The organism is Prevotella sp. P3-122 (assembly GCF_002251365.1).
Taxonomy (GTDB): Bacteria; Bacteroidota; Bacteroidia; order Bacteroidales; family Bacteroidaceae; genus Prevotella.
Genome location: NZ_NPJH01000087.1, coordinates 40,107 through 57,932, shown reverse-complemented (window position 1 = coordinate 57,932; position 17,826 = coordinate 40,107). Strand labels below are relative to the sequence as shown.

The following is a 17,826-nucleotide window of genomic DNA, read 5'->3' as shown; positions in this document are numbered from 1 at the left end:
TGTCATTGTAAAAGTCGGGAAAGTCTATATTTTTTGCTATCTTTGCGCCCGAAAACAGATAGCGGCTGACTATCTGTGACGACGGATATATTTACAACTTAAATACATTTATAGAAAATGGCAAAGTTAGATTTGACAAAGTATGGCATTACCGGCGCTACGGTAATCGCTCACAATCCTTCTTACGAGCAGCTGTTCGAGGAGGAGACAAAGGCAGGACTTGAAGGTTTCGAGGTTGGTCAGCAGACCGAGCTTGGCGCAGTCAACGTAATGACTGGTATCTACACCGGACGTTCTCCTAAGGACAAGTACATCGTAATGGACGAGAACTCAAAGGACACTGTATGGTGGACATCTGATGAATATAAGAACGACAACCACCCAATGTCTGAGGAGGTTTGGGCAAAGGTTAAGGAGATTGCAAAGAACGAGCTTTCAAACAAGAACCTCTATGTAGTAGATGGTTTCTGCGGTGCCAACAAGGACACCCGTATGGCTGTACGCTTCATCGTTGAGGTAGCATGGCAGGCTCACTTTGTAACAAACATGTTCATCCGTCCTACTGCTGAGGAGCTTGAGGCCTTCGAGCCAGACTTCGTTGTTTACAACGCTTCAAAGGCTGTTGTTGCTAACTACAAGGAGCTGGGTCTTAACTCAGAGACTTGCGTAGCCTTCAACACCACAAGCCGCGAGCAGGTAATCATCAACACATGGTATGGCGGTGAGATGAAGAAGGGTATGTTCTCAATGATGAACTACTATCTGCCGCTGAAGGGCATCGCTTCCATGCACTGCTCTGCAAACTGCGACATGAACGGTGAGAACACCGCTATCTTCTTCGGTCTCTCTGGTACAGGTAAGACCACCCTCTCTACAGACCCGAAGCGTAAGCTTATCGGTGATGACGAGCACGGATGGGATGACAATGGTGTATTCAACTTCGAAGGTGGTTGCTACGCTAAGGTTATCAACTTGGACAAGGAGTCTGAGCCAGACATCTACAACGCTATCAAGCGCAACGCTCTCTTGGAGAACGTAACTGTAGCTGCTGATGGTAAGATTGACTTCGCTGACAAGAGCGTTACTGAGAACACTCGTGTTTCTTACCCAATCTTCCACATCAATAACATCCAGCCCGGTTCTTCTGCTCCGGCAGCAAAGCAGGTTATCTTCCTGTCTGCAGACGCCTTCGGCGTACTGCCTCCAGTATCTATCCTGACACCAGAGCAGACCAAGTACTACTTCCTCTCTGGCTTCACGGCTAAGTTGGCAGGTACAGAGCGCGGCATCACAGAGCCTACTCCTACCTTCTCTGCTTGCTTCGGCCAGGCATTCCTCGAGCTGCACCCAACAAAGTATGCTGAGGAGCTGGTTAAGAAGATGGAAGCCAACAACGCTAAGGCTTACCTCGTAAACACTGGTTGGAACGGTACTGGCAAGCGTATCTCTATCAAGGATACACGTGGTATCATCGACGCCATCCTGAGCGGCGACATCGACAAGGCTCCAACAAAGCAGATTCCTCTGTTCGACTTCACTGTTCCTACAGAGTTGCCAGGCGTTGACACCAACATCCTCGACCCACGCGACACCTACGACTGCGCTTGCAAGTGGGAAGAGAAGGCTAAGGACCTTGCTGCACGCTTCATCAAGAACTTCGGCAAGTACACCACCAATGAGGCTGGTAAGGCTCTCGTTGCTGCTGGTCCACAGCTCTAATCCGTTTCTTCAAAGCAGTCGTGCCTGCACGGCCGCATGAGATAACATCCAAGAAAGAAGGCGTTCCATCGATAGGAACGCCTTCTTTTTTTATCTGTGCCAAGAAAATGCCGAACTGGAAATATTAATCTTTCAGGGAGGGTTCTATTATTTCGTAGGGTGTACAGTTTGATGGGCAAAAATTGAATATCCTAATTCTGAAGTTCATGTCGGTAATTGTCGCGCTGTAAGCGCAGAAGCACATAGCCCAGGGTAAAGCGTAGCGACACCCTGGGCTATTTCGTGTAGGTGATGGTCGCGCTGTAAGCGCAAAAGCGTAGATAACAGCAGGATATATAACGCTTTTGCGCTTACAGCGCGCATGGACAATGTCCACTTACACCCAGGATGCCGCTGCGCTTTACCCTGGGCTATGTGCTTCTGCGCCGACAGCGCGTGCTGGTCAATGTACTGGCAGAGCCCTTTTCCAGCAAACGTTTGCGGGAGCGGATGCAAAGCTTTGCATGGGCGATTGCAAAGCTTTGCGTTGGCTGATGCAAAGCTTTGCGTTGACGGTTGCAAAGCTTTGCGTCTGAGATGGGCAAAACTGGTACAGAAATCGTCAGTCCTATTCTGATAAGAGAAAAGGGACGTCAGACTCTTCATACGGGTCACTGTAGCCCTCAGGATATTTCTGCAGAACCGCTTGTCTTGTTCGCGAAGCAGTCGTTATGAGAGGATTATAGATGGATGCTCCCCTCTGGAGGATGATGCCGTTGATATATGTCAACAAATAAGGGAACTGTAGCAAAAAAAGTATTTTGAGATTACACAGTGAAAGAAAAATCGCTAACTTTGCATCGTGTTCGTGAGAATACATCACTATAAAGTTTCATTAGGTTAGTAGTTTGATAGATTTTTTTAAGGTAAAGATTATGTTATTAGTTTTAGAAACAACTGCGATGTAGTGTAGGTCATGTCTATGATCGTGTCGGGCGGAAGCCTGACGGCATGCATCGGTTAACATTATTCTTTGGAGAGGTTGAAGCTCGTGGTGAGTATCAACCTTTTTTTTGTGGCTTGCACAGCTCTTCTTCTAAAAGAACTTAAAAAAAAACCTCTATACCAATTTTTTACATAATAAACTATTAAAAAAGATGCTTATTTTCAGAATTCTGAGTAAATTTGTACCCAAAAACAATTTTTATAGCATAATGTTCAAGAAAATATTGCCTATTTTCATGGTCTGTGCCATTGCCTTGTGTATGGCCTCATGCCTTGAAGATGATGAACAGGAGATAATATATTACGAAGATACTGCCGTTACCAGTTTTTCTCTTGGTAACCTGAACAAGTATGTCACCGTGAAGTCCTCGACCGGCGAGGACAGCATTGTGAAATTGACCACGGACTGTAGCAGCTATGGTTTCCGTATTGACAACATGAGCCGTCCCTGCATGATATACAACCCGGATTCTTTGCCATTGGGTATTGATCCGTCGAAAGTGCTTTGTACGGTGAATACCAAGAACTCTGGCGTAGCAGTATGGAAATACACTGATGCGAATGGCCAGGACAGCCTTGCCTTTTATTCAGCACAGGACTCCGTAGATCTCTCCGAGCCACGTGAGCTGAGAGTTTACAATACGATGCTTACAGCCTATCGTGCATATACCGTTACCTTGAATGTTCACAAGGAGGTTGCTGACTCCTTTGTGTGGAAGAGTTTTGGTGCGGATGCCACACTAAGCAGCCTTAAGGCCATGCGCAGCGTTTGTGCAGGCGGCTCTGTCTATCTCTTTGGCTTCGATGGCGCGTCAACCCGTCTATATATGGGCGATGTCGCCTCATTTGCTGGATTCGGGCAGACGGACGTGGTTCTTGGAGCTGATGCCTATAGCAATGTTGCCATGCTGGACGGTGAGGTATATGTTCTTGATGGCACTGAACTGAAGACCGTTACAGAAGGTGTTGTAAGCGTGATAAGCGGCAATGCGGACATATCCCGTCTCGTTGGAGCAGGTGGTACACGCCTGTATGCTTATGATGCCAATGGACTCATGGTCTCCTCCATAGATGGCGGAAGTACATGGAAAGCCTGTGGCATGGATGCTCCTGCTTCTCTGCTGCCAGTGGACAATATAAATATGGTGGCGTTGAAGTCGAAGACAAACGATGATACCTATCAGGTGATGATGGTCGGCAATGGTACTGAAACCAGTAAGACAAGCATCTGGAGCAAGGTGGAGGAAGCCCCCGGAGCAGTAGAGGATCAGCCATGGAGCATATTCTCTCTGGGCGAGGACAACCGCTGTCTGTTGCCAGCCCTTGCAGCACTGCATGTGATACCATATAATAATGGTGCGCTTGCCATTGGTGGCAAGGCTCTTGACGGAAGTCCATCAAAACCCTTCTCGCACTTCTATGCAAGCAGGGATGGTGGACTGACATGGCATGCCGACTCCACATATACCTTGCCAGAGGATTTTTCCTCTGTCTCCGACTGCTTTACCATGGCTGTTGACAGCAACAACTTCATTTGGTTGGTATGCGGCGGCACAGGACAGGTGTGGCGTGGAAGGCTCAATGCCCTTGGCTGGGCAACTGATGACAAGAAAATCATCGCAGAATGAGCAGAGCCGGTCTTGTCATAGCGTTCCTTCTTGCCGTCCTGTCGGTAAAAGCCCAGGATGACCCTGAGTACAGGATGGAGATAGGTGCAGGCGTTGGTCTCGTCACATACGAGGGCGACTTCAACGGCAACCTGTTCAAGGAGAGCCAGCCTATGGCAACCGTGATGCTCCGACGCATCCTCTCACCATGGATGGGGTTGAGGCTCAACGCCTCGTTTGGTAAAATCAAAGGCTCGTCGGCAAATGTGGAGACGAAATATCCTGAGTATCTTTCAGAGCCATATAACTTCGACCGCAGTCTGTATGACATATGCCTGACATACGAATACAACTTCCTTCCCTATGGTACGGGACGCGACTATCGTGGAGCGAAGCCTCTCGTACCGTTTGTCTTCATAGGACTTGGGGCGAGCGTAGCCTCGGGAGGAGACAGCAAGACTGCCGCGAGCGTGAACATGCCAATAGGATTGGGACTGAAATACAAGATAGGCAAAAGAGTCAACCTCGGTCTGGAGTGGGCTGTGCACTTCTCGCAGAGCGATGAGCTGGACGGAGCGGAGGACCCATACGGCATCAAAAGCTCTGGACTCTTCAAGAATACTGACTGCTATTCGGTACTACAGCTGTCGCTGACATACAGCTTCATGCCAAAATGTGTAACTTGCAACAAGGATTATTGATGAATAACGTGGAAATAGATATGAACAACGTGCCTCAGCATATTGCCATCATCATGGATGGCAACGGGCGCTGGGCTACCGAACGTGGAAAGGAGAGAAGCTTCGGTCATCAGGCAGGTGTGGACACCGTCAGGAGGATAACGTCTGAGTGTACCAGGCTGGGGGTTAAATACCTTACCCTCTACACTTTCTCAACAGAAAACTGGAACCGGCCTGCCGACGAGGTCGCTGCACTTATGGGGCTTGTCCTCACATCACTCGAAGACGAGATATTCATGAAGAACAACGTCCGCTTCAGAGTAATAGGTGATATAGGACGGCTGCCTGCCCCTGTAAGGGAGAAGCTTCAGCAGACCATGGACAATACTGCCGGGAACAGCGCCATGACAATGGTTGTTGCCCTGAGCTATTCATCAAGATGGGAGATAACAGAGGCTGTAAGAACCATATCCCGCAAAGTTGCCGAGGGTACACTTCAGGTTGACTCTATAAGCGAGGAAGACGTAGCACGCCATCTGACTACCAACTTCATGCCCGACCCCGACCTGCTCATACGTACTGGCGGCGAGCTGAGGGTCAGCAACTACCTGCTTTGGCAGATAGCCTACTCGGAGCTCTATTTCTGTGACACATATTGGCCAGACTTCTGTGAGGCCGACCTGCATAAGGCTATTGCCAGCTACCAAGGCAGACAGAGGAGGTTTGGCAAGACGGAAGAACAGGTGGAGAACGACAACAACACTCCTGTAACAAAGTGAGCGGTAACACATTGAGCCGCATACCAAAAGGAAAAAGAAGAAATCTAACAGAGACAATGAACAAGATAAAAAAGCTGCTGGCTACATCCCTCGCTCTGCTTGCATGCAGCGTGACCGTAGTTGCACAGGACAAGATAGTTCACCCCGACATATCCTATGCCGGAACACCACGTGAGCTTATTCTCGGAGGCATGAGCGTGTCTGGTATCGAGGGATACGAGGACTACATGCTCACCAGTATCTCGGGACTGCAGGTTGGACAGAAGGTTTCTGTCCCAGGAAACGAAATCACTGATGCCGTGAAGAGGTATTGGCGGCATGGTCTGTTCTCCTTCGTGCAGATATCTGCCGACTCCATAGTGGGCAATAAGGTGTATCTGCACATAAAGCTTTCCGCACATCCGAGAGTATCAGCAATCAACTATATCGGCCTGAAGAAAAGTGAGCGTGAGGACATGGAGGAGAAGCTCGGCCTGCTCCGCGGCTCGCAGATACATCCTGATGTTATCAACCGTGCCCAGATACTTGCCAAGAAGTATTTCGACGAGAAGGGCTTCAAGAATGCCGATGTCGACATACAGCAGCGTACTGACCTGACGGAGAAGAACCATGTGATACTGGATGTCATCATCGACAAGAAGGAAAAGATGAAGGTCAGAAATATCATCATCGAGGGCAACGAGCAGCTAAAGACAGGCAAGATAAAAGGTGGACTCTTTAGGAAGGGTGCCTTTGCCAAGACCCATGAGGCCGGCAAGCTATCCACATTCCTGAAGTCCAAGAAGTTCACGCCAACCAGATGGAAGGAGGACAAGGAAAAACTGCTTGATAAATATAACGAGCTTGGCTACCGTGACGCTTATATCGTTGAGGACAGCGTCTGGAACAACGACCCGAAGCATGTTAATATATATATTAAGGTGGACGAGGGCAAGAAATACCACCTGAGAAACATCACATGGGTCGGCAATACTGTTTACAATACCGACCAGCTTGCCCGTCTCTTCGGCATGGCAGAGGGTGATGTCTACAACCAGAAGCTCATGAACAAGCGACTCATGGATGATGAGGATGCTGTTGGCAACCTTTATTATAACAACGGATATGTGTTCTCACGCATTGAGCCTACTGAGGTGAACATTATCGGTGACTCCATAGACCTTGAGATGAGGGTAACGGAAGGCCCGCAGGCCCACCTCAACCATGTGCGCATCAATGGTAATGACCGACTCTACGAGAATGTTGTCAGACGAGAGCTTAGAACAAAGCCTGGTGACCTGTTCTCGAAAGATGCCTTGATGCGTTCGGCACGTGAGCTTGCATCCATGGGACATTTCGACCCGGAGAAAGTTGTGCCAGACGTTAAGCCTGACCCGGAGAGTGGTACCGTAGATGTGAACTGGAACCTGGAACAGAAATCGAATGACCAGATTGAGTTCTCACTCGGATGGGGACAGACGGGCGTTATCGGCCGTGTAGGACTAAAGCTGAACAACTTCTCTATGGCCAACCTGTTCAATAAGAACAAGGAGCACCGTGGCATCATGCCTATCGGAGACGGAGAGACCCTGAGCATCGGTGCCCAGACCAATGGCTCATACTATCAGTCGTATAATATCGGCTACTCCACCAACTGGTTTGGTGGCAAACGCCCAATACAGTTCAGTGTCGGAGCCTATTTCTCGAAGCAGACCGACGTGTCGAGCAACTACTATAACTCGGCTTACATGAACAACTACTACAACTATTTGTATGGTTACAACAGCTACGGCTACAACTATAGCAACTACGAGAACTACTATGACCCAGACAAGTATGTCAAGCTTTTGGGTATTAGTCTCGGATGGGGTAAGCGCCTGCGCTGGCCAGACGACTATTTCACGCTTAATGTCGAGTTGGCATTCCAGAGGTACATGTTGAAGAATTGGCGTTATTTCCTCATCACTAACGGAAACTCCAACAACCTGAACCTCAGCATCGCACTCAACCGTGTGTCTACAGACAACCAGCTGTTCCCACGCCGCGGTTCAGAGTTCACGGCCTCAGTCACCATTACTCCACCTTGGAGCTTGTGGGACGGCAAGGACTACAAAAACCTTGCTACCAACACTGCATCGCCAACTTATGTTGATGAGCAGCAGGAGAAATACCGCTGGATAGAATATCACAAGTGGAAGTTCAAGTCGAAGACATATACTGCACTGACCAGCGGCCAGAAGTGCTTCGTCCTTATGACCCGTGTTGAGCTTGGAATCCTTGGCTCGTACAACAAGTACAAGAAGAGCCCATTCGAGACCTATTATATGGGTGGTGATGGTATGAGCGGCTATTCAACTGGCTATGCTGAGGAGACCATCGGACTGCGTGGTTATGAGAACGGCTCACTTACCCCGTACTATCAGGAGGGTTATGCATACGACCGGTTCTCTATGGAGCTACGCTATCCGCTGATGCTCGGCAATACGACTATCTATGGACTGACATTCGTTGAGGCTGGTAACGCATGGAACGATACCAAGGATTTCAATCCTTTCGACATGAAGCGCTCAGCAGGTATAGGTGTCCGCATCTTCCTCCCGATGGTTGGTCTGATGGGTATAGACTGGGCATACGGTTTCGACAAGGTATATGGAGTAAAGGGCGGAAGCCAATTCCATTTCATACTTGGACAGGAGTTCTAAGTGAAGAGAAAAGAATGATGAATCATATAGTCTGTTACATATAAAAAAATACAGATATGAAGAAGATATTATTAATGATTGTAGTGGCAATGACAGCCGTGGCTGCGAATGCCCAGAAGTTTGCCCTGCTCGACATGGAATACATATTGAAGAGTATTCCTGCCTATGAGCGTGCCAACGAGCAGCTCAATCAGGTAAGCAAGAAGTGGCAGGCAGAGGTTGAGGCTCTCACCACCGAGGCCACAACCATGTACAAGAACTATCAGAACGAGGTAGTGTTCCTCTCCCAGGAGCAGAAGAAGGCCAAGCAGGAGCAGATAATGCAGAAGGAGAAGGAGGCTGCTGACCTGAAGAAGAAATATTTCGGTCCCGAGGGTGAGCTGTTCAAGAAGCGTGAGAGTCTCATGACTCCTATTCAGGAGGAGATATACAATGCCGTGAAGGAAATTTCCGACCTTCGGGGCTACTCCCTTGTCCTTGACCGTGCCAGCGACACGGCCATCATCTTCGGCAGTCCGAAGATAGATATTAGCAATGAGGTCCTTGAGAAGCTCGGCTATTCCCATTGACAGTAAACAATGTAATAATAAACAGTTAGAAAGAAAATGAAGAAATTTGTTTTAATGGTGATGCTGATGGCTCCAATAGCCGTCTTCGCACAGAAATTCGGCAAAGTAAACACACAGGCCATCATGCAGTCGCTCCCAGAGTTGAGTAAGGTAAATGGTGAGCTGGAGGCCGCTGCCAAGCAGTATGAGAACGAGCTTAAGAGCATGCAGGAGGAACTGCAGCGCCAGAGCGAGGCATACGAGAAGGCTAAGAGTACAATGAACCAGACAGCACAGCAGCAGAAGGAGCAGGAACTGCAGACTCTCTATCAGAAGATTCAGCAGACTTACCAGGACAACCAGCAGGCTTTGCAGAAGACTCAGCAGGAGAAGATGCAGCCAGTCATCACAAAGGTTCGCAACGCTATTCAGAATGTTGGCAATGCAGGTGGCTTTACCTATATCTTTGAGGAAGGTGCTGCCGTATATACTGGTACCAATGTTGAGGATGTTACCTCAAAGGTACAGAGCGAGCTGACAAAAATGAAGTAATAATTATATCCATGCGAATGGCTCCAGGCTTTGTGTTCCACAAGGCTTGGAGACATTTTGCATAATACCCTGTCCCGATGGTGGTGAGCTTTCTGCCCCACATTCTGAGGATAGGCTAAATATAGGGGAGGAAACAATAAATGAAGATAATGAGACTACTGGCCTTGTGCCTGACGATGCTTGCTTGCGGCTATATGTATGCACAGGACTCCACCATGCACAAGCAGTCGCAGCAGCTGAAGTATGGCTATTTCAGCTACAAGCAGGCCCTTGAAACCATGTCCGGCTATGGGCTGGCTCAGCAGAGTGTGGCCAACCTTAAGGCCAAGTATGACGCCGAGATGAGGAGGGTAGAGGAGGAATTCAATGTCAAATACGAGGAGTTCCTTGACGGTCAGCGTGATTTTGCTCCATCAATTCTAAAGAAAAGACAGGCAGAGATAAAGGAATTGATGGAGAAAAACCTCGCATTCAAAGACGAGGCGAAGAGGCAGCTCCAGCAAGCGGAGACCGAGGCTTTCGCCCAGTTGAAGACCAAGCTCGCCAATGCCATACTCAAGGTGGGCAAGGAAAGAGGCTATGCCTTCATTCTGAATACCGACTCGAACTCGGTGCCGTTTATCAATCCCGCTTACGGTGAGGATGCCCTTCAGTATATCCGAGAGGCAGCCCGCCAGTGATATTATCTCTAAAACATAGGATATGTTCTCACACTCACCCGGTCCAATCGGTATTTTCGATTCAGGCTACGGTGGCCTGACAATACTTCATGGCATCCGTCAGCGGCTTCCTGAGTACGACTATATGTATTTGGGCGACAATGCCCGTGCGCCTTATGGCTCGCGCTCATTTGAGGTTGTGTACCAGTTTACCCGTCAGGCCGTTCTCAAGCTTTTCGACATGGGATGCCAGCTTGTTATACTTGGTTGTAATACCGCATCGGCCAAGGCATTGAGGAGCATACAGCAGCGTGACCTGCCCGAATGGGATCCGGACAGAAGGGTGCTGGGAATAATCCGCCCCACGGCAGAAGTTATTGGCAACCTGACAACAAGCAGGCATGTAGGTCTACTGGCCACTCCTGGAACAATCCTCAGCGGAAGCTACGAGCTGGAGATAGCCAAGCTCTTTCCCGACATCAGACTCTCGGGCGTAGGCTGTCCGTTGTGGGCATCAATCGTTGAGGCTGGCGAGGCGGACAGTCCCGGAGCCGACTATTTCGTGAAGAAGCGCATAGACATGCTTCTGCGTAAAGACCCGGATATCGACGCAATCATTCTTGGCTGCACCCACTACCCGCTGCTCATGAACAGTATTGTCACGCATGTGCCTCCTGGTGTCCGCATCATACCTCAGGGAGAGTATGTCGCCAATAGCCTTCGTTCTTACCTTGACCGGCACAAATCCCTTGAGTCCATGCTGACCCGTGGTGGCGGATGTCAGTATCTGACCACGGAGAGCGAGGAGAAGTTTAGCGAGACAGCAAGGATATTCCTCCATGAACAAGTAAATGTTAAACACGTAGATTTAGGATAGTTATGCAAGAAACAAGACAAAACCGCATATCAAGACTGCTGCAGAAGGAACTTGCGGCAATATTTCAGTCACAGACCAGACTTATGCATGGTGTACTGGTGAGCGTCACCAGGGTTCGCATCAGTCCTGACCTGAGCATCTGTACGGCATATTTAAGCATTTTCCCGTCGGACAAGGGTGAGGAACTGCTGAAGAATATTGTGGCAAACGAGAAGACCATCCGTTACGAGCTGGGTACAAGGGTACGCAACCAGCTACGCATCATACCCGAGCTGAGGTTCTTCATCGATGACAGCCTCGACTATTTAGACCACATCGACGAACTGTTGAAGAAATAAATGAACTTTCCTCTATTCATAGCCCGCAGGTATCTTTTCTCCAAGAAGAGCACTCATGCCATCAACATCATCTCCGTAATATCTGTTGTTGGCGTTGTCGTCGCTACGACGGCTCTTGTCATCGTGCTGAGTGTCTTCAATGGATTCCACGATCTGGTAGCCTCCTTCTTTACCAGCTTCGACCCGCAGATAGAGGTGGTCCCAGCCAAAGGCAAGACCGCTCCCTGTGACGACCCTGTACTCACTGAGATAAGTAAGTTGCCACAGATAGACGTGGCTACCGAGTGTGTCGAGGATATGGCGCTTGCCATATATAATGGCAACCAGATGATGGTACGGGTCAAAGGTGTAGATGATAATTTCACGGAGCTTACCCATATCACAGATATTCTTGTTGGAGACGGGCAGTTCAGCCTTCATGCCGGTAATCTCGAGTATGGCGTTCCAGGCATACGCCTTGCCCAAGAAATGGGGCTTGGCGCACGTTGGAACGGGTATATGCATCTCTATGCTCCCCGCCGTGAGGGACAGCTTGACCTTTCATCGCCTTCCGACGGCTTTGTTGTCGACTCGTTAATCTCGCCTGGGGTGGTGTTCTGTGTCAAGCAGTCGAAGTACGACAAGAACTATATCCTTACTTCCGTAACTTTTGCCCGCAACCTGTTTGGACAGCAAGGGATGTTGTCCTCATTGGAGCTCAGGCTCAAGGATGGCAGTGATCTTGGTGCTGTGAAAAAGGCGATAAGAGAGATTGCCGGTGACAAGTATGTTGTACGTGACCGCTTCGAGCAGCAGGAGGATACATTCAAGATAATGCAGATTGAGAAGATGATAGCTTACATCTTCCTGACTTTCATCCTCATGGTGGCATGTTTCAATATTGTCGGTTCGCTGTCAATGCTTATGATAGACAAGAAAGACGATGTCGTCACTTTGCGCAACCTTGGTGCAACGGACAGACAGATTGCCCGCGTATTCCTTTTCGAGGGTAGGATGATTTCCTTCATCGGTGCAGTTTTTGGTATAGGCATAGGCCTGCTTTTGTGCTGGTTGCAGCAGGAGTATGGCTTCGTGCGCATGGGCGATAGTGATGGGTCTTTTGTTGTTGATGCCTATCCTGTAAGCGTACACTATATTGATGTGCTGTATATATTGGTGACGGTGGTCGTAGTGGGCTGGCTTGCCGTTTGGTATCCTGTGAGGGCTTTCAGTAAGAGGCTGCTGAAGGGGGATAGATGAGATAGAGCAGATAGATGTGATAGAGCAGATAGATGTGGTAGAGAAGATAGAGGAGATAGAGGTGAGGGGGAGTTTAAGGGTGTTTTTTCCTTATTATTGTTAGGCCGTCGCGTAGGGGCAGGATGACTTGCTCTATTCTTTGGTCTTTGGCCAGTGCGTCATTGAAAGCTCTTATGCCTTGTGTCTGATGGTCATGGCTGTAGCTGGGGTCGGTGACATGCCCGTCCCATAGAGTATTGTCGGCAATGATAAATCCACCAGGCCTAAGTATCTGCATTACCATATTGAATGTGTCGAGATATGTGCGCTTGTCGCCATCTATGAATGCCATGTCGAACGTGATGCCGAGCTGAGGAGCAAGAACGTTGGCATCGCCAATGCGGAAATCTATCTTGTCGCCTACTGAGGAGTTCTCTATCCATGGGCGTGTGAAGTCCTCCATCTCGTCGTTTATCTCGAAAGTATACACTTTGCCTCCCTCCTCCAGACCTTCAGCAAGACAGATGGCGCTATAGCCGCTGAATGTTCCCACCTCCAGTATGTTTTTTGGCCTGGCCATCCGCACCAGCATCTTCAGCAGCCTGCCCTGCAGATGCCCGCTCGCCATTCTGCCGTGAATGGTATGTATGTTGGTTGCCCTATACAGCCTGTACAGGTATTCCCCCTCGGGTTCTATGTGGTCGAGGATGTATTCGCTGATATCCATTATCTTGCTTTTACGATGGCTTCTATGGCCAGTCTGTAGGAGTCGAGTCCGAAGCCGGCAATCACTCCAAGGCAGGCGCACGATATCATGCTGTGGTGTCTGAACTCCTCGCGTTTGTGTACGTTTGATATGTGTACCTCTATCACGGGGCATTTCAGTGACCTTATGCAGTCCTGCAAGGCTATCGAAGTATGAGTATATGCTCCGGCGTTGATTACAATGCCGTCGTAGGTGAAGCCCACTTCCTGTAGCTTGTCTATGAGCAGTCCCTCGACATTGCTCTGGAAGTAGTCAATCTCTATATTGGGATATAGCGCCTGCAGCTGTGGCAGATAGCTCTCAAAGGAATTGTCACCGTAGATGCCTGGCTCGCGTACTCCGAGCAGGTTTAAGTTTGGTCCGTTTATGATTTGTATCTTCATAATCTCAGGAAAATGTTGTATCTTTGTCGGCAAAAGTACGAAAAAATATGGAAACAGACAAGCAATCAACTGCCAATATTGTGAAACGCTACATGAGATACCTCAAATTGGAGCGCAACTACTCAGAGAATACCATCGAGGCATACCGTCATGACCTGCATTGGCTTCTCGATTATCTTGCCGCCAACAGCCTCACTCCTACCGAGGTGCGCCTTGAGGACCTGCAGCATTTTGCGGCAACCATTCACGAGCGTGGCATGTCGGCAAAGACGCAAGCCCGCATACTGAGTGGCGTGAGGGTGTTCTATAAGTTTCTCAATGTCGATGGCTTCATGGATGCAGACCCTTCTGAGCTGCTAGAGTCTCCACGCCTGCCCCAGCACCTGCCCGAGTATCTTACCCTTGAGGAGGTGGACAGGCTTGAGGATAGCATGGACATGAGCAAGGCCGAGAGTCAGCGCAACAGAGCCATCATCGAGGTGCTGTTCTCATGTGGCCTTAGGGTCAGCGAGCTTGTCAATCTTAAGCTCTCTGACATATTCTTCGAGGAGAAGTTCATAAGAGTGCTTGGCAAGGGGAGCAAGGAAAGGCTCGTTCCCATCTCCGACAAGGCCATCCATGAGCTGCAGCTGTGGTTCACCGACCGTTGCCATCTTGACATAAAGCGTGGCGAGGAGGACTATGTCTTCCTGAACCGCCGTGGTCATCACCTCACCCGTACTATGATATTGATAATGATAAAGCGGCAGGCCGAGGAGGCTGGTATCAAGAAAACCATCTCGCCACATACCCTCCGTCACTCGTTTGCAACAGCACTGCTCAAGGGCGGTGCCGACCTGCGAGTAATACAGGCATTACTCGGCCATGAGGACATTGGAACTACGGAGATATATACGCATATTGACACCACCATGCTGAGACAGGAGATACTCGACCACCATCCCAGAAACAGGAATAGGGAGTTAAAATAACATAAAACATTGGCATAAATGTCTATTATATGGCTTAAAAGCGTTTATTTTACGTTCTTTTATTGGATTCGTCTCTGTCGCAAGTGGCAATAGATGGAGAAATTAGCATATAGATTAACAAATAACATATAAGATCATGAAGTTTAGAAAATTGTTATTTCTGGCCCTTTCTTTAGTGGCCAGTGCATCGCAGGCGCAGATGTCAATGCCTTCCCTGCCTGTAGATACGGCAGTAAGGATAGGCAAGCTTGACAACGGACTCACCTATTACATCCGTTACAACAACTGGCCTGAGAACCGTGCGAACTTCTATATCGCACAGAAGGTAGGCTCCATTCAGGAGGAGGAGAGCCAGCGCGGCTTGGCCCACTTCCTTGAGCACATGTGCTTCAATGGTACCGACAATTTCAAGGGCAACGACCTTATCCGCTATTGCGAGTCTATCGGTGTTCAGTTCGGAGGCGACCTCAATGCCTACACAAGCATCGACCAGACGGTCTACAACATCGACAACGTGCCGACAGCACGCCAGAGTTCCCTTGACTCCTGCCTGCTCATCCTTCGCGACTGGGCAGACGGACTTATCCTCGACCCTGAGGAGATTGACAAGGAGCGTGGCGTTATCCATGAGGAATGGCGTATGAGGACAAGTGCCAGCTCGCGCCTTTTTGAGCGTAATCTCGAGAAGCTCTATCCCGGTTCGAAGTATGGCAAGCGCTATCCCATCGGCCTTATGTCTGTCATCGACAACTTTGCCCCAAAGGAGCTCCGCGACTACTACGAGAAATGGTATCATCCACAGAACCAGGGTATCATTGTCGTAGGAGATGTTGACGTCGACCATACGGAGGCTATGATAAAGAAGCTCTTCGGACCAATCCAGAATCCTGAGAACCCTGCTCCAGTTGTTGACGAGGCTGTTCCCGACAATGCCGAACCTATCGTTATCATCGACAAGGATAAGGAATACCAGTCGCACGACATCGACATCATGTTCAAGCACGACGTGTTCCCCGACTCCCTGAAGCAGACACCGCAGTACCTGGTTTACAACTATGTGAAGCAGGCTGCCACCAGCATGCTCAACAGCCGCTTTGGTGAGGCTGCCCAGAAGGCCGACTGCCCATACGTCAGCGCCAGCTCTTTCGACGGCAACTATATCTTTGCCAAGACCAAGGATGCCTTTGGCATCAGTGTGTCGCCAAAGGACATGTCGCTGATTGAGCCTTCTCTCAAGGCTGCCTTCGTAGAGGCGCGCAAGGCTGCTGAGTTTGGCTTCACGCCTACTGAGTATGCGCGTTTCAAGGAAAGCATGTTGAGCGCACTCGACAAGATGTACAGCAACAAGGACAAGCGCTATAGCAGCCAGTTCTACAACGAATGCAAGGCCCACTTCCTTTCCAATGCCCCGATGCCTTCCATCGACTACAGCTATCAGATGATGAAGCAGCTGATACCTGCCATACCTATCGAAGTAGTGAACGCTTTCATGGCAGAGCTGTTGCCAAAGAACGACAGCAACATGGTTATCATCAACTTCAACAACGAGAAGGAGGGCAACGTCTATCCTACCGAGGCAGGACTGCTGAATGCTGTCAAGGAGGCTCGCGCACAGCAGATAGAGGCCTTCGTGGACAATGTGAAGAACGAACCGCTGATAGCCAGTATGCCTAAGCCAGGCAAGATAAAGAAGGAGGAGCGCAACGAGAAGTTCGGCTACACAAAGCTTACCCTCTCCAATGGTGCCACCGTCATACTCAAGAAGACCGACTTCAAGAAAGACCAGGTAGTGCTCTCCGGTGAGGGCAAGGGCGGCGGCTCGCTCTATCCCAACAGCGAGATTACTAACCTCAACGCATTCGACCAGGTGATAGGCTACAGCGGCCTCGGCAATTTCTCAAGTACTGAGCTTGGCAAGGTGCTGGCTGGCAAGATTGCAAATGTAGACCTCCGGCTCTCTGGAACAACGATGACAGTAAACGGAAGCTCCACACCTAAGGACGTAGAGACCATGCTGCAGATGAATTATCTCTACTTCACCAACATCAAGAAAGATACCGATGCCTTCAACAACCTCATAAGCTCTTACGAGATTGAGCTGAAGAACCGTGAGCTGTCGCCCGACATAGCGTTCGGCGACTCTGCTACCGCTACCTTCTATGGACACAACCCACGTCTGAAGCCTATGCTCCTTGAAGATGTCAAGAACATCGATTACGACCGCATACTCCAGATTGCCAAAGAGCGTACTGCCAATGCTGCCGGATGGACCTTCACCATCATCGGCAACTACGATGAGGCCACCATCCGTCCGCTCATCTGCCAGTACATAGCATCGCTGCCTGCCAAGGGCAAGGTGGTGAATGGCAAGCGTACCGCTTTCCTTGAGAAGGGAATTGTCGACAATACTTTCACACGAAAGATGGAGACACCAAAGGCCAAGTTCCAGTATATGTGGTACAACGAGGATATGCCTTACTCTCTTGAGAACGTCATCCGTGCCGACATTGCCGGACAGGTGCTCGACATGATATTCCTCAAGAAGATACGTGAGGAGGAGAGCGCAGCCTACTCGGTGGGTGCGAGAGGCATGGCACAGATGCGTGAGGACAAGACCCACAACATCATGATTTACGCCGTATGCCCTGTCAAGCCAGAGAAGAAAGACGTTGCCACAGCCATCATGGAAAAGGAAGTCAAGAACATGGAGACTGAATGTGACGCGTCTATGGTTGCAAAGGTCAAGGAGCTGATGCTCAAGCAGGCCGATGATGCCGTGAAGACCAACGGCTACTGGCTCAACATCATGAGTCATTGGAACAAGTACGGCATCGACATGCACACAGACTACAAGAAGCTCGTCGAGGCTCAGACCCCCGAGACCATCATGCAGTTCATGAAGGAGTTCAATGCCAGCGGCAACCGTCTGTCGGTTTGCATGATGCCGGCGGAATAATCCTTTGAGGGTGTGCCATACGTGGCATGCCAGTATATCCGTAACAGATCCATCCGCAACACTATCCATGTCGTGTGTTGCGGATGGTTTTGTCTTGTAGTGTGCTTT

At 49.5% G+C, this 17,826-nt stretch carries 15 protein-coding genes; 13 read left to right on the top strand and 2 right to left on the bottom strand.

Going from position 1 to position 17,826, the window contains the following annotated elements; genetic code table 11:
* Positions 1 to 117: 117 nt before the first annotated feature.
* From pckA to CIL02_RS14230, 11 genes are all read left to right on the top strand, one after another.
* Entirely contained in the window at positions 118 to 1,719 is a 1,602-nt protein-coding gene (gene pckA, locus CIL02_RS14290) for a phosphoenolpyruvate carboxykinase (ATP) (protein WP_094402732.1), read from the top strand.
* Between the two features lie 1,193 nt (positions 1,720 to 2,912).
* Positions 2,913 to 4,331, top strand: a complete 1,419-nt coding sequence (locus CIL02_RS14275) for a DUF6242 domain-containing protein (protein ID WP_141210255.1) — start codon at positions 2,913 to 2,915, stop codon at positions 4,329 to 4,331.
* Positions 4,328 to 5,011: a DUF6089 family protein gene (locus CIL02_RS14270; protein WP_094402725.1), complete on the top strand. Its 684-nt coding sequence runs from the start codon at positions 4,328 to 4,330 to the stop codon at positions 5,009 to 5,011. The genes CIL02_RS14275 and CIL02_RS14270 overlap by 4 nt, the downstream gene beginning before the upstream one ends.
* Positions 5,011 to 5,769 carry an isoprenyl transferase gene (locus CIL02_RS14265; protein WP_094402724.1) on the top strand — a complete coding sequence of 253 codons (759 nt, stop codon included), beginning with the start codon at positions 5,011 to 5,013 and terminating at the stop codon, positions 5,767 to 5,769. The genes CIL02_RS14270 and CIL02_RS14265 overlap by 1 nt, the downstream gene beginning before the upstream one ends.
* A 56-nt stretch (positions 5,770 to 5,825) precedes the next feature.
* Positions 5,826 to 8,450 carry an outer membrane protein assembly factor gene (locus tag CIL02_RS14260; protein ID WP_094402722.1) on the top strand — a complete coding sequence of 875 codons (2,625 nt, stop codon included), beginning with the start codon at positions 5,826 to 5,828 and terminating at the stop codon, positions 8,448 to 8,450.
* A gap of 56 nt (positions 8,451 to 8,506) precedes the next feature.
* Entirely contained in the window at positions 8,507 to 9,019 is a 513-nt protein-coding gene (locus CIL02_RS14255; protein ID WP_094402721.1) for an OmpH family outer membrane protein, read from the top strand.
* 36 nt (positions 9,020 to 9,055) lie between these two features.
* On the top strand, positions 9,056 to 9,550 hold the full coding sequence (locus tag CIL02_RS14250) for an OmpH family outer membrane protein (protein WP_094402719.1): 495 nt from the start codon (positions 9,056 to 9,058) through the stop codon (positions 9,548 to 9,550).
* 149 nt (positions 9,551 to 9,699) lie between these two features.
* Positions 9,700 to 10,230 (top strand): OmpH family outer membrane protein, encoded by a 531-nt coding sequence (locus tag CIL02_RS14245; RefSeq protein ID WP_094402778.1) that lies wholly within the window; start codon positions 9,700 to 9,702, stop codon positions 10,228 to 10,230.
* A 22-nt stretch (positions 10,231 to 10,252) separates the two neighbouring features.
* Entirely contained in the window at positions 10,253 to 11,086 is an 834-nt protein-coding gene (gene murI / locus CIL02_RS14240) for a glutamate racemase (RefSeq protein WP_094402717.1), read from the top strand.
* Positions 11,087 to 11,088: 2 nt separating this feature from the next.
* Positions 11,089 to 11,424: a 30S ribosome-binding factor RbfA gene (gene rbfA / locus CIL02_RS14235; protein ID WP_094402715.1), complete on the top strand. Its 336-nt coding sequence runs from the start codon at positions 11,089 to 11,091 to the stop codon at positions 11,422 to 11,424.
* Positions 11,425 to 12,663, top strand: coding sequence for an FtsX-like permease family protein (locus CIL02_RS14230; protein WP_094402714.1), 1,239 nt, complete (start codon positions 11,425 to 11,427; stop codon positions 12,661 to 12,663). It abuts the gene before it with no gap.
* Between the two features lie 73 nt (positions 12,664 to 12,736).
* On the opposite strand, the gene CIL02_RS14225 is transcribed toward CIL02_RS14230, so the two are convergent.
* Both CIL02_RS14225 and aroQ read right to left on the bottom strand, forming a co-directional pair.
* The gene (locus CIL02_RS14225) at positions 12,737 to 13,369 is read right to left on the bottom strand and encodes an O-methyltransferase (protein ID WP_094402712.1); all 633 of its coding nucleotides are present in this window, start codon (positions 13,367 to 13,369) and stop codon (positions 12,737 to 12,739) included.
* Positions 13,369 to 13,791 (bottom strand): type II 3-dehydroquinate dehydratase, encoded by a 423-nt coding sequence (gene aroQ, locus CIL02_RS14220; protein WP_094402710.1) that lies wholly within the window; start codon positions 13,789 to 13,791, stop codon positions 13,369 to 13,371. Before aroQ ends, CIL02_RS14225 begins: the two co-directional genes overlap by 1 nt.
* Positions 13,792 to 13,838: 47 nt before the next feature.
* Between aroQ and xerD the strand changes: the two genes are divergently transcribed.
* Both xerD and CIL02_RS14210 read left to right on the top strand, forming a co-directional pair.
* A complete protein-coding gene (xerD, locus tag CIL02_RS14215) occupies positions 13,839 to 14,762 on the top strand; it encodes a site-specific tyrosine recombinase XerD (RefSeq protein ID WP_094402709.1) in 924 nt (307 codons plus the stop codon).
* A gap of 136 nt (positions 14,763 to 14,898) precedes the next feature.
* Positions 14,899 to 17,718 (top strand): pitrilysin family protein, encoded by a 2,820-nt coding sequence (locus CIL02_RS14210; RefSeq protein WP_094402707.1) that lies wholly within the window; start codon positions 14,899 to 14,901, stop codon positions 17,716 to 17,718.
* The last annotated feature ends 108 nt before the right edge of the window (positions 17,719 to 17,826 follow it).

What these genes read in the sequence shown, in the direction of transcription:
- pckA (WP_094402732.1), top strand. Translation starts at nt 118, where the DNA reads ATGGCAAAGTTAGATTTGACAAAGTATGGCATTACCGGCGCTACGGTA.
- murI (WP_094402717.1), top strand. Translation starts at nt 10,253, where the DNA reads ATGTTCTCACACTCACCCGGTCCAATCGGTATTTTCGATTCAGGCTAC.
- rbfA (WP_094402715.1), top strand. Translation starts at nt 11,089, where the DNA reads ATGCAAGAAACAAGACAAAACCGCATATCAAGACTGCTGCAGAAGGAA.
- CIL02_RS14245 (WP_094402778.1), top strand. Translation starts at nt 9,700, where the DNA reads ATGAGACTACTGGCCTTGTGCCTGACGATGCTTGCTTGCGGCTATATG.
- CIL02_RS14230 (WP_094402714.1), top strand. Translation starts at nt 11,425, where the DNA reads ATGAACTTTCCTCTATTCATAGCCCGCAGGTATCTTTTCTCCAAGAAG.
- xerD (WP_094402709.1), top strand. Translation starts at nt 13,839, where the DNA reads ATGGAAACAGACAAGCAATCAACTGCCAATATTGTGAAACGCTACATG.
- CIL02_RS14260 (WP_094402722.1), top strand. Translation starts at nt 5,826, where the DNA reads ATGAACAAGATAAAAAAGCTGCTGGCTACATCCCTCGCTCTGCTTGCA.
- CIL02_RS14270 (WP_094402725.1), top strand. Translation starts at nt 4,328, where the DNA reads ATGAGCAGAGCCGGTCTTGTCATAGCGTTCCTTCTTGCCGTCCTGTCG.
- CIL02_RS14250 (WP_094402719.1), top strand. Translation starts at nt 9,056, where the DNA reads ATGAAGAAATTTGTTTTAATGGTGATGCTGATGGCTCCAATAGCCGTC.
- aroQ (WP_094402710.1), bottom strand. Translation starts at nt 13,791, where the DNA reads ATGAAGATACAAATCATAAACGGACCAAACTTAAACCTGCTCGGAGTA.
- CIL02_RS14275 (WP_141210255.1), top strand. Translation starts at nt 2,913, where the DNA reads ATGTTCAAGAAAATATTGCCTATTTTCATGGTCTGTGCCATTGCCTTG.
- CIL02_RS14255 (WP_094402721.1), top strand. Translation starts at nt 8,507, where the DNA reads ATGAAGAAGATATTATTAATGATTGTAGTGGCAATGACAGCCGTGGCT.
- CIL02_RS14225 (WP_094402712.1), bottom strand. Translation starts at nt 13,369, where the DNA reads ATGGATATCAGCGAATACATCCTCGACCACATAGAACCCGAGGGGGAA.
- CIL02_RS14265 (WP_094402724.1), top strand. Translation starts at nt 5,011, where the DNA reads ATGAATAACGTGGAAATAGATATGAACAACGTGCCTCAGCATATTGCC.
- CIL02_RS14210 (WP_094402707.1), top strand. Translation starts at nt 14,899, where the DNA reads ATGAAGTTTAGAAAATTGTTATTTCTGGCCCTTTCTTTAGTGGCCAGT.